This is a genomic window from Citrobacter sp. Cpo091 (assembly GCF_030332645.1).
GTDB lineage: Bacteria > Pseudomonadota > Gammaproteobacteria > Enterobacterales > Enterobacteriaceae > Citrobacter > Citrobacter portucalensis.
Map to the genome: position 1 here is coordinate 646,268 of NZ_JAOWHL010000034.1, position 15,738 is coordinate 662,005.

12 protein-coding genes are annotated in these 15,738 nt (G+C 47.5%); 6 read left to right on the plus strand and 6 right to left on the minus strand.

The annotated features are described in order from the left end of the window. Position 1: 1 nt before the first annotated feature. The 3 genes from OGY04_RS13665 to pepT all read right to left on the minus strand — a co-directional run bounded on the left by OGY04_RS13665 (position 2) and on the right by pepT (position 3,568). Positions 2–631 (minus strand): DUF2913 family protein, encoded by a 630-nt coding sequence (locus OGY04_RS13665; protein ID WP_048226383.1) that lies wholly within the window; start codon positions 629–631, stop codon positions 2–4. Between the two features lie 322 nt (positions 632–953). Next, positions 954–2,315 carry a C4-dicarboxylate transporter DcuC gene (gene dcuC, locus OGY04_RS13670; protein WP_003830889.1) on the minus strand — a complete coding sequence of 454 codons (1,362 nt, stop codon included), beginning with the start codon at positions 2,313–2,315 and terminating at the stop codon, positions 954–956. Further along, entirely contained in the window at positions 2,312–3,568 is a 1,257-nt protein-coding gene (gene pepT, locus OGY04_RS13675; RefSeq protein ID WP_071444615.1) for a peptidase T, read from the minus strand. The genes dcuC and pepT overlap by 4 nt, the downstream gene beginning before the upstream one ends. Positions 3,569–4,888: 1,320 nt before the next feature. Between pepT and OGY04_RS13680 the strand changes: the two genes are divergently transcribed. Next, complete coding sequence (locus OGY04_RS13680; protein ID WP_008783846.1) at positions 4,889–5,146, plus strand: YjhX family toxin; 258 nt, start codon at positions 4,889–4,891, stop codon at positions 5,144–5,146. Positions 5,147–5,156: 10 nt separating this feature from the next. Continuing rightward, positions 5,157–5,903 (plus strand): SAM-dependent methyltransferase, encoded by a 747-nt coding sequence (locus OGY04_RS13685; RefSeq protein ID WP_286585401.1) that lies wholly within the window; start codon positions 5,157–5,159, stop codon positions 5,901–5,903. A gap of 56 nt (positions 5,904–5,959) precedes the next feature. Here the strand turns inward: OGY04_RS13685 and OGY04_RS13690 are convergent, their stop codons facing one another. Further along, entirely contained in the window at positions 5,960–6,523 is a 564-nt protein-coding gene (locus OGY04_RS13690) for a DJ-1/PfpI family protein (protein WP_003830885.1), read from the minus strand. A gap of 404 nt (positions 6,524–6,927) precedes the next feature. On the opposite strand from OGY04_RS13690, the gene OGY04_RS13695 reads away from it, so the two are divergent. Both OGY04_RS13695 and OGY04_RS13700 read left to right on the plus strand, forming a co-directional pair. Next, positions 6,928–8,040, plus strand: a complete 1,113-nt coding sequence (locus tag OGY04_RS13695; protein WP_286585403.1) for an agmatine deiminase family protein — start codon at positions 6,928–6,930, stop codon at positions 8,038–8,040. A gap of 504 nt (positions 8,041–8,544) precedes the next feature. Further along, entirely contained in the window at positions 8,545–10,767 is a 2,223-nt protein-coding gene (locus OGY04_RS13700; protein WP_286585405.1) for an EAL domain-containing protein, read from the plus strand. Between the two features lie 172 nt (positions 10,768–10,939). Here the strand turns inward: OGY04_RS13700 and OGY04_RS13705 are convergent, their stop codons facing one another. Then, a complete protein-coding gene (locus tag OGY04_RS13705) occupies positions 10,940–12,328 on the minus strand; it encodes an APC family permease (protein WP_048236023.1) in 1,389 nt (462 codons plus the stop codon). Between the two features lie 343 nt (positions 12,329–12,671). After that, positions 12,672–14,090: a glutamine synthetase family protein gene (locus tag OGY04_RS13710; RefSeq protein ID WP_003830879.1), complete on the minus strand. Its 1,419-nt coding sequence runs from the start codon at positions 14,088–14,090 to the stop codon at positions 12,672–12,674. Between the two features lie 212 nt (positions 14,091–14,302). On the opposite strand from OGY04_RS13710, the gene puuD reads away from it, so the two are divergent. Both puuD and puuR read left to right on the plus strand, forming a co-directional pair. After that, entirely contained in the window at positions 14,303–15,067 is a 765-nt protein-coding gene (gene puuD, locus OGY04_RS13715) for a gamma-glutamyl-gamma-aminobutyrate hydrolase (protein WP_149607802.1), read from the plus strand. A gap of 25 nt (positions 15,068–15,092) precedes the next feature. Continuing rightward, on the plus strand, positions 15,093–15,650 hold the full coding sequence (gene puuR, locus OGY04_RS13720; RefSeq protein WP_003830877.1) for an HTH-type transcriptional regulator PuuR: 558 nt from the start codon (positions 15,093–15,095) through the stop codon (positions 15,648–15,650). Positions 15,651–15,738 lie beyond the last annotated feature (88 nt).

The window sequence follows — 15,738 nt, forward strand, 5'->3', positions numbered from 1 at the left end:
ATTACTTAACTGAAAGAAAATTGAAGTAATAAAACTCATTCGAAATATGTTTCACAAATTCAACCGGCAGGTTATGTTTGATGAACGTTAACTTTGCAAACTCAATATCGCCGTACACTCGAATACAGAAAGGTTTGACTATCTCCCCCTGCACGCCAAAGCACTCCTGAAGCCGGGTGTCATCCATAAAAATAAAGTCACCTTTTCTGACCTTAATACTCTCATGAAGGCCTTGCCACTTCTCCGGAGTGAGCAGAAAGCTCTCCCATCCATTATTTCTCAACACTTCAATCGTGTGAGTAAATTTAAAATAGTCGTTTTGCATTGTCACATCACCACTCGATGTGGCGTACAAATATTCTATTTTAAATTTAAGTTGTGCATTGAGGCTTTTTTTCTTCCCCTCATCAATTAACCACTGAAGCTCACTGACAATGCTCTTCGAAAAGATTTTTCTTTTTTTGGCAATAGCCAGCCAATGCATAATGAATAGATGCTCTGACATTTTAGAGTAGATTTTATGATCCTTTATTGCGATACCAATTGCGACTAACGCACTCCAGGTAAAGGCTTCCAGATCATCCTGATAATGATGTCGTAACGTACTAACTCTTCCAGAATCCCTTACCACTTAAACCTGCCCAAATAAATCATCATTGTTATTCCACGTCATTCTTGTATTACTCTATTAAAAAATTACTACAACTAAAATTGCCAAAATATGATCCAGATTAACTTATCCCTATGTAATAAACGTGCAAATATAATACATCATACTTATTAATCATTAATCCGGGGTGGCTCAACAATGACTAATAAGAATAATGCGATAAAGATAAAGGTTAATAATAATCACCAGTAATCAATATCACCTTTTGTGATGAGACCTGTAAACAGAAAAAGCAAACTACCGGGCATTCAGCAACCCGGAAGTTTGCTTATTACAGACGAAGTTAATAGAAAATACCGATGATCAGGGTATGCGTTACAAAGCCCACGATCAACGGTACGGCGGTACGTTTAACCACATCAAATGGCGTTATTTTCGCCCCACTGGAAACGGCAATCACCACGCCGGAAACCGGTGAAATTGCCCGCCCCATATGTGATGCCTGCTGCATCGGCAGGATCATGGCAACAGCGTTAGCGCCCATACTTGCCGCGATTTGCGGGATCAGCTCAACGAAAGCAAGGAATGGCGCATTACCCGATCCCATAATAATTGCTGCCGCCAGCGTCACCAGCGCAAACACCACCGCCATAGCAAATGGAGGTAATCCCACGTGCTCCGCCATCAGGATTAATTGATCAATGGCACCAATAACTTTAATCCCGTGAGCAAAAACACCTGCCGCAACCAGTAGCCCAACCACCCCGGTAAAGGCGGTGCCCATGCCTTTAAGGAAATGGCTGAATCCTTCGCATACTGACTTTAAATCACGCACCCGCAGCCACTCAATCAACATGCAGACAGCCATTGAAATGAGCACAATGGTGATAATATTCAGGTTAATACCACTGACGAACATTTCCGATGATCCCACCGCCATCAATATCGGAAGCATCGGGAGCAGCGCATAAAAAGCCGGGGCTTTTCCTGAATCAGTCACCTCAGCGCTACCGATTTCCCGTGGAAGCGTCCCCGCTTTACGGTCGCAATGCCGCTGCCAGAAGAAATGGCAGACGCCGACGACCAGCACGGTTGCCAGCGCTGCGGGTCCCTGGTGGTAAACAACGTATTCCACCACATCCATATTGACCGCTTTAGATCCCCTGATAGCATCGATGGCCGTCGGGGTATACGCCACACCAAGCGAGGTGGCAATAACCCCAGCAGCCGAGGCCGCAGAAAGCCCTAACCCCAGCATAATGGGGAACATCGTCCCCATCAGCAACACGGCAAGCCCGGTAGCGGATGGGATGGCCAACTGCAGGAGGCTGGCGAGCAGATAGGAGAAAAATAGAAGCACATAGGGCGAACGTAGCGCGCGCAAAGGCTTCGTCACGACCCGCACAACCGCTTCATTTGCCCCGATATGATCCATGTAATGCGCAAATCCCATGAGCGCCATAATCATCAGGCCGAGATCGGCAGCACGCGTACTAAAGAGATCGCGCATCACCTCGAAAGGATCGAGAAATGAAATCCCCGTACTGGCAACGCCCTTCGGTAATACAGAACCCCATCCGGTTAACGCCGTACAAATCATCAACACCAGGCCCGCAATGAACAGCACGGGTTCAGCGCGATAACCTTTCAGTATCAGACGCGCGACCACCACGATAACCAGTAAGGCAATTAACACCTGAATCATGACTGAGCTCTCCTCTGCGCGAACTCAGCAAAGGTTTCCTCAATGACCGCTACCACCACATCGCTGGCGGCTCGCAGTGAACGCACCGGTAGATATTCATAAATTGAATGAAAGTTATGAGCACCGGTAAAAATATTCGGGCAAGGCAGTCCTTTCTGCGATAGCACTGCGCCATCATACCCACCACGCATGGCGACAGGTTGCGGGGTAATGCCACACTTCTGATACGCGCGTAACGCAATATCAATCGGGTAGTGTGCATCGCCCTGCAAGCTATTGAACACATTGGCATAGCGATCGGTTAAATGACAGACCACGCTGTTTTCTCCCCACAGCGCGCAGGTGCTGACGGCAAGCTGGCGGATATATGCCATACGCGCCTTATACCCTTCTTCGGTAAAATCCCGGATATCCAGCTTAAGTACCGTACGGGCGCTGTTACCCTGAAGCTGTTTTACCCAGTAATACCCTTCGCGTCCTTCCGTATACTCAGGCGCCTCTCCTCCGGGCAGCATCGCAATAAACTTATGCGCCATCAGCAGAGAGTTCTTCAGCTTACCTTTGGCCGACATAGGGTGCGCGGACTGGCCGGTAAAGATGATTTCCGCATCACCCGCGTTCCAGTTCTCATAGACAAACTCTCCAATGCCGCAGCAGTCCAGGGTATAGCCAAAATCAGCGCCAAACGCCGCAACATCAAACGCTTTTGCTCCCCGTAATCCCTGCTCTTCATCAGGAACAAAACCGACCTTCACCGGCCCATGCTTAATCTCCGGATGCGCTACAAGGTACTCCAGGGCATTCATAATCGCGGCGATGGCGGCTTTATCATCAGCCCCTAGCAGACTGGTACCATCCGTCACCAGCAGGTCATCACCGATATAATTTTTCAGTTCCGGGAATTCACTTTCACGCAGATAAATATTCAGCTCCTGGTTCAGACACAAATCCCCACCGCTGTAGTGAAGACGTTGCGCATTTGTGTCCGCGGTCTGTTCTGCGCTGGTATCCAGATGACCAAAAAAGGAAACGACAGGGATGGTGTCATCGGTATTTCCAGGTAAGGTCGCGGTCACAATAGCGGTATCCCTGACCTCAATGTTTTCCATTCCTAATGCTTCAAGTTCTACTGCAAGTAGTTTTGCCAGTTCCATTTGACCAGGTGAAGAAGGCATTATCCCATTAGCACCATTTTCCCTTGAGGTCGTGGTATTGATTTTCGTGTAGTTAATAAAGCGTTCAACAATATCCATTCCAGGAGATCCTTTAATGTATCATTTACGAGGTACTGCAAGAGAAGACCTGCATACAGCGTGGGTTGAATAATCTGAGAACAAAATAAAATCAGCGCTCATCCCAGAACGCTGATTTTATGAGTGTTACGACAACGATTTATATAAAGGAAGATAAAAAAGGCCAGTAATTATACCAGTGATTAAAAACTCCTTTTGATTGATAAAATCATATTCCCTGTCTGTTTTTACTACATTTTCCATGGTGTTAAGCTAACAGAAGTCATAAACTGAATTCGTATGTCTAAGGGATAATAAAAATCATTTAGATTCTTGCCCCCGATACCGACACAAGACATACCATCGCTATATTTTTTTAATGAACAAATGCTGTAACAGCAACATGCAACCGTTTGCACCTCTCTACAAATAGCCACTTAACGCACTAAAATCCGTGAACAAAATCACAATTACTTCAAAAGCGAAAATTAACATAACGCTTAAAAACAGATAGTTATAAGAAAAACTATATAATCCCCCTATAAATAAAGATGAAATCACACTATTCACCATGAAATAGATTCATAGCGATACTATTTCAACATTACCGTATGGTTCACAGAACAAAACCTGTCGTCATCACTAATGCAAAACAACAAGAACAATAATATTAAATTATCTATATATGACGATTATCAAAATTATACACAGGCAAAAAAAACCTCTCCCCTGAGAAGAGATTCAGGGCAGAGGTAATACGGGTGTTAAGGACATTTTTATAGTTTTGATGATAACAGAAGAGCTTCTTGCTGGATTGAGTATACACACTTCACGACGTTAAGAAAATTCCTAAAAAGAATTAAAAGAAAACACCATTAAAAATCCTTTTTATAATAAAGACATGTTTATCAAATAAAACAAAATTAGGATAGGGAAAAATTAAATATCACTAATCTATAGTATGACGCAAGTGGGACTCACAACACATCATTACGGCCAATACCGCTACTGACGATGTCTGAATATTCAATAAATTTAATATATCCATACACTGCTCAGCTAACGAGAGTTAAAAAATTATAAAATAAGCTAAACGCAATTTTTCGTCATAGATCACATTTTCCCGACAGAACGATTCCCCTACTCGCCCAGGCTGGTATGATTCAGCAGGTAAATACCTATCAACTCAACCCGAGGCTTTGATGCTGGAGAATGTAATCATCAGATAATCAGCTTACCGACCTTTTCAGGCCGGACTGGTTATCAATGCGCCGAAATCGAATGCGGACACCGCTGTGTGTTTGCACGTTTTGCACATGATGATTAAACAGGTTTTCCAGTATGAATTTATCCCGTCAGGAACAACGTACCTTACACGTTCTCGCCAAAGGTGGCCGTATTGCTCACGTCCGCGATGCATCTGGTCGCGTCATTTCCGTCGAATGCTATAGCCGCGAAGGGTTACTGCTCTGCGACTGCACGCTCGACGTATTCAAAAAACTCAGAACGAAAAAGCTGATCAAATCCGTTAATGGTCAGCCCTACCGCATCAATACCACCGGGCTGAACAACGTTCGCGCCCAACTGGATAATCGCTAAGGAGAGAGAGATGGATATCCCGAAGATTTTTACGATCAGCGAAAGCGCACATCGCATTCATAATCCGTTCACCGCGCAAAAATATGCGACGTTAGGTCAGGTTTTACGGATGGCCCCAGGAACCCGCATCCTGGATCTCGGCAGCGGCTCGGGCGAGATGTTGTGCACCTGGGCTCGCGATCATGGAATTTCCGGCGTTGGTATCGATATGAGCCAGTTATTCAGTGAGCAAGCCACCCTGCGGGCAAGTGAATTAGGCGTCACTGAGCACGTGCGTTTTATTCATGCCGATGCAACAGGTTATATCGCCGAAGAAAAATTCGATATTGCCGCCTGCGTTGGTGCAACCTGGATTGCTGGCGGCGTTGCCGGAACGGTCAAACAGCTGGAACAAAGTCTCAAACCAGGCGGGATCCTGCTCATCGGCGAACCGTACTGGCGTCAGATGCCCGCAACGGAGGAGATCGCTATGGCTTGCGGCGCGACTTCAGTAGCCGATTTTCTTTCTCTGCCAGAACTTGTTTCGTCTTTCGACCTGCTCGGTTATGACGTGGTTGAAATGGTACTGGCTGACCAGGAAGGTTGGGACAGATACGAGGCGGCAAAATGGTTGACGATGCGCCGGTGGCTGGAGGCAAATCCGGACGATGAGTTTGCCGCCGAAGTCAGAGAGCAACTGAGAAGTTCACCAGCCCGCCACGTTGCATTTACCCGGGAATATATCGGGTGGGGCGTGTTCGCACTCATGCAGAGGTAATAAATGCAGTCGGTATAGCCTGGCAGGTTATACCGACTTTTTCATCGCATCATCGCTTACTTCATTAATACTTCAACAAATTTAGCTAACCATTGCGGATGCGCGGGCCATGCTGGTGCCGTCACCAGATTGCCATCAACGTGGGCCTGATCAATGCCAATATCGGCATAATGTCCACCGCTCAGACGAACCTCGGGCGCACAGGCCGGATAAGCGCTACAGGTCCGGTTTTCTAACACCCCCGCCGCCGCTAACAGTTGGGGCCCATGACAAACTGCGGCGATAGGCTTACCGGCAGTGTTGAAATCTTGCACCAGCTTAATGACATCTGGATTCAGTCGAAGATATTCCGGAGCACGCCCGCCGGGGATCAACAGTGCGTCGTAATCGGCGGCCCGCGCCTCGGCAAAATTCGCATTTAACGTAAAACGATGCCCCGGCTTTTCACTGTATGTCTGCGCCCCATCAAAATCGTGAATGGCGGTTTGAACGTAGTCACCCTGACTTTTATCCGGACAGACGGCATCCACACGATGCCCAAGCATTTGCAAAGCCTGAAAAGGCACCATCGTTTCATAATCTTCGACATAATCTCCGACCAGCATCAGTATCTTCTTCATTCACATCCCCCACTCACGGTTATTAATGATGAGAAATAACGGCCATCTTTACTATAGTCCACACGGTTCATGGCATTAATAAATACAACAGAACAATCGGCCAGATCACAATCCACGGCAAGGCCCGTCAGACGAGGGCCTCAGAGCCAACGGCGTGCCATATGTTCATGCTGATAAATATAAATTATATATAAATATATAGTTGAGAAATTTTAATAGTCGCCATTTTCACTCATTATATAAAACTAAGAGATTGCAACGCATATCTCCTGTGCTATATTTCGCGTGAAATTTACCCGCGATTGCTTTATTTATTATTTAATATTTAAAATACGCAGAATATTTATTATCTATTATTATTTCATTCACCTGATATCAGGTAAAAATACGCAAAGGTTAATCCTATGATGACAAGACGTTCATTCGTCAGACAAGGCCTGGTGACTTCAACGAGTATGCTACTCGCTGGTATGACGGGCTTCAGCTTTAGCCAATTTGCCCGCGCGACAGAGAACCGCCGCTGGCAAATGCCTGATGAAGGCGCACCGCATGCGGCAACCTGGATGGCGTTTGGTGCCAGTGCGGAGATCTGGGAGCCTCATCTGCTACCGGTGGTGCAGGAAAACCTGGCGTTAGTTGCCAAAACCATCGCCGCATTTGAACCCGTGAATATGTTAGTACGCGAAGAAGACAGCGAGCTCGCCGCGCGTCTGTGCGGGCCGTCAGTCAATCTTCTGGTTCACCCAATAGACGATCTGTGGATCCGCGACACCGGGCCGGTGTTTGCGAAAAGCGCCAGCGGCGCGCTCGGCGGAGTGGGATTTAATTTCAACGGCTGGGGCAATAAGCAAGAGCACGAACGAGATGCCGATGTGGCTGAATTTGTTACTGATTACATTCATGCCGAGTTTATTCGCTCGGCGCTAACACTGGAAGGTGGCGGTATTGAGGTAGATGGTGAAGGCACGGCGATTATTACCGAGAGCTGCGTGCTTAACTCCAACCGTAATCCTGGCGTCAACAAAGCCGAATGCGAAGAAGAACTTAAGCGACTGCTAGGTCTGGAGAAAATCATCTGGTTGCCGGGTATTGCCGGCAAGGATATTACCGACGGCCATACAGATTTTTACGCCCGATTCACGCATCCGGGTACGGTGGTGGCGGGTCTTGAGCAGGATCCGTCATCCTTTGATTACGCGATCACCCGACGTCATCTGGACATATTACGGGCCGCCACGGATGCCAAAGGCCGACGGTTGGAGGTAGTCACGCTGGAAGGACCTTCTACCATCCGCCAGACTTATGCGAGCGATGATTTCGCCGCGGGGTATATCAATTTTTATCTGTGTAATGATGCCGTCATTGCACCGCAATTTGGCGATAAGCGCACCGATCGTAGTACCCATACTATTTTGCAGGATCTGTTTGCCGATCGTGAAATTATTCAGTTGAATATCGACGGTATCGCTGCCGGTGGCGGCGGTATTCACTGCGCGACACAGCAGCAGCCTCGTTAATGATTAACAATTGAGTGTGTTGTGGGAAGGTGGGGAAACTCACTTTCCTGGCAATAAAAGAATGATTTTCATATCAAGGTGTAGCCATTAGTTAATATTCAAAAAAAGAGTAGCCCAACTAACATTCACGAAACAAATAATATTAAATAATAACAATTCAATAGCTTTCATCGATCTTTCATGGTATTTATGATCTGCCAAACCTATCGATGAAAACTATCAAAAAATTTATATTGATCGTTTTTATCGATCGACTATTCTGTCTGAAATAATGGCTACTGACGCAACTTTTATTATCTGTACAACCAGCAATATTGTTCTCCTCTGTGTTGCGAAACATAGGGAAATTGTCGAGGATTACCTTTAAAAAACTCACATAACAGATTTTAAAATAGTTTTCAATTAGCGAAAACATCCAATAATACACATTTTAAGCCCTAAATCTAACCTGTTTTAAGTAGATGACTTAAATCGAGAACGGTGATAACTCACTGAGAATTGCGAATGATGATATTGCTAAGAAAAACGGAAAATATAAATTTCATTAATACATTTAGAGACTATTTTTGTGTCGGCATCGCGTTTTTTGCATTACAACTGGTCGCTGGCCATCTCAGTAAGCAAGAGGATGTTGCGGGTATAACACTGCATTTTTACGATCTCACTTTACCTCTCATTTCTGCACTGCTGGTTTTATACCGGCAAAAGGCACTGCCAATTTTGGCTACCTTTTTCTTGTATGCGCTTTACTCTTACTCTTTATCTTCGGTATTCACACTAACGGCTCAGCTACTGGCTGCTCTCATTAGCCAGACACTCTACTTTTTCTCGACAGGCAAACGAGGCGCGGTTAGCTTTGGTCGTAGCCAGCTTACAACCCAGCGTATTGTCTGGCTCGTGTGTTGCAACGCCTTACTATTCATCTCGATTGATCACTGGTTCCAGTCGAACACAGCCTCTGCACCGATCGCAAACCTTTTTACACTACAAACATTAATTAACTTACAGTGGCTGATGAACTCTTGCCTGACTGGCATCCCTTTTTGTTATCTGTTGCTTAGAAGCGTTCAAAATCCTGCATGGTGCATTCTATACATTAGACAAGTAAAGGCGCTGATAAAATCCGGCCCTCCTATTCTGTATCAAGTATTATGGCTGGTGCTGTTACTCTGCATTATGTCCGCTTTGATCGTCATCAGAGAGGATATTCTTATATTTACAGACTATTCATTACTGTGGTTACTTCCAGTAATGCTATGGGGAGTGATCTGTATTGGCCATGCTTTGATATCCCCTGTATGGGTAACAATGCTTATCCTGTTGGGATATTATATAAACAGTTATATTCCACCTGCTAACTATAATAATTATTTACATAGCCTCGTGATTTCCTCCACGATAGTGTTTGTCTTTTCTATTACGATTGTTGTTACCGGTGTACTTGTGGTTCATAACCGAAAATATCTCCGCCGCCTCAAACAACTTTTTAGATCAGAGCCTAACACCGGACTGCCTAACTTTCAGGCCCTGCAAATGGACATCCGTAAACACGCACCAGAGTGCTTGTGTTACATCCGTTGTACAGAGTTGAATACGCTGGAGCAAACTCACGGAATAGAATTTCGTTTTGAATTTGTAAAAGCGCTAAGCGCATATATACGCAAATTGATTAAGGGTACAGGTGACATTTATTACGCACCTGGTCATGGAATAATTCTTCGCCTTAATGCTGTCCCTGACATTCCTGATCTCTACAAAGACCTAAACTCTTTTCGTTTTATCTGGAAGGACTACCAATTAGGGCTATCTTGTGGTATGGCATATACCACCGAGAAAAACCTGATTAAAAATTTATCTCAAGCAATTAAGCACCTTAATACCCAAAGCTATATCTCGTTAATGCAGGGGCAACCGTTGTTACTCAGCCCGCAAGTGCCAGGTGATAAAATTGTCAGCCAGGCTGTCATTCGTCATATGTTGCAAAAGGCAATTGACAGAAAGTCGTTTGAGCTTATGGCTCAACCCATCGTATCAACGATGCTGGTTGTTCAGCCGATCGTTTCAACCACGGGACTGACACGTTATCACGAGATACTTATTCGGATAAAAATGGTTGATGGTAAGTTAATCTTTCCAGACACCATCCTACCGGTTGCTCGCGAGGCAGGATTACTTCCTGCGCTGGATATCACTGTTATAGAGCAAACATTTCGTTTTATACAGTCACGGCAGAAATCTGACCCAAACAGTCACTTCTCCATTAATCTGACGCCTGACTCGCTTAATAAAATTGATTTTCTTGATAATGTTTTTACATTGTTTAGAAAATACTCAATAGCACCTGAGCGTATAATATTTGAAGTTATTGAATCAGATATCATTGACAACGCTAATGTCACTGATGTTCTGAGAGCACTACGTAAAGCCGGTTCTAAAATTGCTATTGATGATTTTGGCACAGGAGCATCAAGCTATTCACGACTACGAACGTTAGACGCAGATATTCTGAAAATTGATGGTTCCTTCATCCGTAACATACTGACCGATGAATTTAGTCGATGCGCCGTCAGATCCTTCTGCGAAGTAGCAAAACTCAAAAACATGGAAGTAGTCGCTGAGTTTGTTGAAAATGAGGAAATTGAAAAGATGCTAATTACGATGGGTATTGGTTGGTTACAGGGATACCATATAGGGAAACCCGTTCCTATTGAGTTGGCTGAATTATAATAATAATTATATTCCTACATTGATTTACTTACCGGCTCCCGTGCCGGTTTTTTTATTCCCTAAAACAAGCGGGACTTTAATTAAAGCAGGTATGCCGCGACCGTTTGCCGCGACATACCGTGTTTCATTTTTACCTCAACTCAGCCGAATGCTACGGCCTATTCAGCTTCCATCACTCCCAGGCGCGCTCAGATTTCGCGGCGTCAAACTGCGGCGGCGGTTTGCGAAAACGTCCGGTCAGCCAGGCAAGATACACCAGCCCGACGCCGGCCCATACCAGACCTAGCGTCAGCGATGTCACCTCAAGATTCACCCACAGTACGGCCACCGTGGCGGCACCAACCATTGGCAATACCAGATAGTGCAGCTTCTCCTGCCAGGTATGCTTGCGTCCTTCACGACGCCAGAAGTGGTTAAACACGGAGAGATTAACGAACGTAAAGGCCACCAGCGCACCAAAGTTAATCAACGCCGTGGCAGTCACCAGGTCAAAAAACAGGGCCGACAGCGCCACAATCCCGACCATGATGACGTTCAACGCGGGAGTACGCCATTTGGGATGGACATAACCAAAGTACTTCTCCGGGAAGACGTTATCGCGGCCCATCACGTACAGCAGACGCGAAACGCTGGCATGCGACGCCAGACCAGAAGCCAGCGTATTCACAAAGGTGGTACACAGGAAAATAGACTGGAACAGCTTGCCGCCGACGTACAGCGCAATCTCCGGTAGCGCCGCATCCGGGTCTTTGAATCGGCTAATGTCCGGGAAGAACAGTTGCATAAAGAACGAGGCGGCAATGAATATCAGCCCACCGTACAGCGCGGTAAGAAAAATAGCTTTCGGGATGGTGCGCGCAGCATCCGGCGTCTCTTCAGATAGAGTCGTCACCGCGTCAAAGCCGAGAAACGAGAAGCAGACAATGGTCGCCCCGGTGATAATCGGGATCAAATGCGCATTCTGGCTGATAAACGGTTGCAGCGACCAGACGGTCCCAACCCCTTCCCCTTTGTGCAGCCCCTGCACCACGAGGAAAATGAACACCACGATGATCGCCACCTGCACCAGTACAAACAGCGCATTGAAGTTCGCTACCAGATTAACGCTTTTCAGATTGGCCGCGGTGAGGATCGCGACGAACATCACCACCCAAATCCATGGCGCAACCCCCGGGAACAGCGCGGAAAGGTAAATTTTCGCCAATAGTACGTTAATCATCGGCAGGAAAAGGTAGTCAAGCAGTGACGACCAGCCGACCATAAACCCGACATGCGGGTTGATCGCTTTTTGCGCATAGGTATAGGCCGAACCGGCCTGTGGAAACTGGCGCACCAGCTTTCCATAACTGATGGCGGTAAACAGTACTCCCGCCAGGGCCAGCAGGTAGGAGGCCGGAACATGGCCATTGCTAATACCCGAAACAATGCCAAAGGTGTCAAACACCGTCATCGGCGTGAGATAGGCAAGCCCCATCACCACCACCTGCCACAGCTTCAGGGATTTACGCAGCTGTGCTTTGCCCGGCTGGGCAGAATGATCCGCAGAAGAGTTAGTCGACATAGTTTTCCTCCCCGCTACGAGTCCAGATCTGCGTTCGAAACGTGGGTACAGCAGACCTGGGTCGTGTCGGGGAGGAATGGCATAAAAAAGGCGTCAATGGGGTACGGCACAGATGCGGTCCGTATTTACTGCGGGAGCCATGAATACTCACGCGGGGCGGGTTTTTAAACATTGGCATCATCACATTTCCTCGTCACAAACTCTGTCGGTTATCTGAAGACCCGTTGTCGCCCGCGCTCCATTACGCGACATCCGGGAAATGGCAGGTATTCCTGCAATTTTTACGGGCTGGCTCCGCTCAGCCCGCATGATGCGACTTCTTTTTCAATGAACTGTACAACGGTCAGGCGTTTTTCAGCATCCACTCAATTTCAGTGTCGGTAATCAGACGTTCAAACTGGATAAGCTCATCGTTTTTGCATGCGTGATACACATGGCTAAACCGCTCACCCAATAGTTCACGCAGACTGTCATTTTGCATAAACTCCCACAGCGCATCGCTCTGGCGAATCGGGAACGGCAGCCCTTCCTGCTCCAGACCGTTACCCTCAACTTCTTCTTGTAACGGCAGTTCGTTATCCAGACCGTGAAGGATCCCCGCCAGAATGGTCGACATCACCAGATACGGGTTGGCATCAGCCCCCGCTACGCGATATTCAACCCGATGGTTATCACGGTCGCCGCAGGGAATACGCAGCGCCACTGTACGATTGTTGTGCCCCCAGGACGCCTGGGTCGGAACATACATCCCCGGCTGGAAGCGGCGATAGGAGTTCACATTCGGCGCCAGCAGCGCCATTGATGCGGGCATCAGATCAATCATCCCGGCAAGCGCACGCTTTAATAACGCGGAATCATCGCCATTCGCATCAGCCAGCACGTTCTCACCTTTGTTATTCATGACGCTGATGTGGATATGCATCCCGCTACCAGCATGCTCCTCATAAGGCTTTGCCATAAACGTGGCATGCATCTTATGTTTTTCTGCCACCAGCCGTACCAGACGTTTCAACGCCAGCGCGTCATCGCAGGCGTCGAGCACGTTGTCGGTATGGTAGAGGTTGATTTCAAACTGCCCAGGGGAGGCTTCAGCCACCGCGCCGTCAGCCGGGATCAGCTGTAAACGGGCCAGTTCATCGATATCGTTCAGCACATCTGCAAAGTGGTTCAGGTTATCAACCGAATAAACCTGACTTTGGGTATTACGATCGTCCGTTCCCGGCGCGCATGGCGGCTGCAGATAACCTTCGGGGTCACGCTTACGATCGAGTAAATAGAACTCCAGCTCTACCGCTACGACGGGGAACAGACCGCGCTGGCGAAGTTTCTGCCAGAGTCGGTTTAGTACGTTCCGCGGCTCAACGTCAAAGGGAGCGCCATCTTCATCCAGCATCGTCAGCATCATCTGCGCAATAAATTCCGGATCGGCAGCCGAAGGGGTTAACGTACCTGCCACGGGTACACAGGTCCGATCCGGTTCGCCAAGCTCCTGGCCTAATCCCGCCTCTTCGACCACATTGCCCAGAATATCCATCGCGAAAACGGATGCCGGGAAATAGCAGCCTTTCTCTAACTTATGCAATCCCGCAACGGGAAGGCGCTTACCGCGAAAACAGCCATTAAGGTCGGTTAACAACACATCCACATACTGCGTATTAGGATAGCGTTCCAGATACTGCTTAACTTCGCGCGCAAACGCGCTACTTCGTCTCTCTTCAGAATGCTGAACAAAATTCTCAACTTCTACGATATTGGTTTCCATGATTCACCGCCGTTGGCCTGGTAAGCTGTTCTGTGATTTGACTGTTAAATATAATGTCCACCCTTCGACTCTGGGTGCAAACAAATTGTTTGTCAAATGTTAAATTAAGTTTGCTAGAAGGTTATTCCGCTGCTAGATTGAGAAAATAATGAACGGAATGGCACAACAAGGAACCGTTTGGCAATAATTTATTCCAAAACGTGAGGTCGATCATGGGCAATATATTTGACAAGCCAGTTATTGGTGTAGTGATGTGTAGGAACAGGCTTAAGGGTCACCAGACCCAGACTCTGCAAGAAAAGTACCTGAATGCGGTATTAAATGCCGGTGGATTACCGATAGCGCTTCCCCATGCGCTTGCGGAACCCGAATTGTTGAACGCGCTGTTACCGAAACTGGACGGTATCTTCCTGCCAGGAAGCCCAAGCAATGTGCAGCCGCACCTCTATGGTGAAAATGGCGATGAGTCTGACGCCGATCCCGGGCGTGATCTTCTGAGCATGGCGCTAATTACCGCCGGGCTCGAAAGGCGCATTCCCATTTTCGCCATCTGCCGGGGCTTGCAGGAATTAGTTGTCGCCACTGGCGGGACTCTGTATCGTCGCCTGTGCGATCACTCACAGTTCCTGGAACATCGTGAAGATGCGGAACTCCCGGTGGAGCAGCAATATGCACCATCTCATGAAGTCCAGGTTCAACAGGGAGGATTGCTATCTCAGTTAATACCAGGTTGCAGCACGTTTTGGGTCAACTCCTTGCATGGTCAGGGCGCAAAAACCCTTGGCCCGCAGCTGCGCGTGGAAGCACGCTCGCAGGATGGATTAGTGGAAGCTGCCAGCGTCTATGACCATCCTTTCGCGCTCGGCGTGCAGTGGCACCCGGAATGGAACAGTAGCGAATACGCCCTGTCGCGTTTGTTACTTGAAGGTTTTATCACCGCTTGTCAGAACCACCTCGCTGAAAAACAGCGACTCTGACCACTACAGTTAAGGAAATGCAATTATGAGCGATGACGGCCTGGCGCCGGGTAAACGTTTGTCAGAGATCCGCCAGCAATTGGGTCTTTCGCAGCGTCGTGCCGCCGAACTGTCTGGGTTAACGCATAGCGCCATCAGCACCATAGAGCAGGATAAAGTCAGTCCTGCCATCAGTACGCTGCAAAAGCTATTGAAAGTATATGGGCTGTCGCTCTCCGAGTTCTTCGCGGAACCGGAAAAGCCTGACGAACCGCAGGTGGTTATCAATCAGGATGATTTGATTGAGATCGGGAGTCAGGGAGTATCCATGAAGCTGGTACACAACGGAAATCCGAATCGTACGCTGGCAATGATGTTTGAAACCTATCAGCCAGGCACGACAACCGGGGAGAGAATTAAACACCAGGGTGAAGAGATTGGCACAATACTGGAAGGTGAAGTGATACTGACCATCAACGGTCAAACGTATCCTCTTGTTGCAGGACAAAGCTATGCCATTAACACCGGCATACCACACAGTTTCAGCAACACCTCGGCAGGGATCTGCCGCATCATCAGTGCCCACACTCCCACCACTTTCTAATAAGTAGCGGCCTGAGTTTCTCAGGCCTTCTTAAATAACGCGCATTAACAGGGTACATCCCTGGGGCATCGTGCAGCCTGATTTTGCC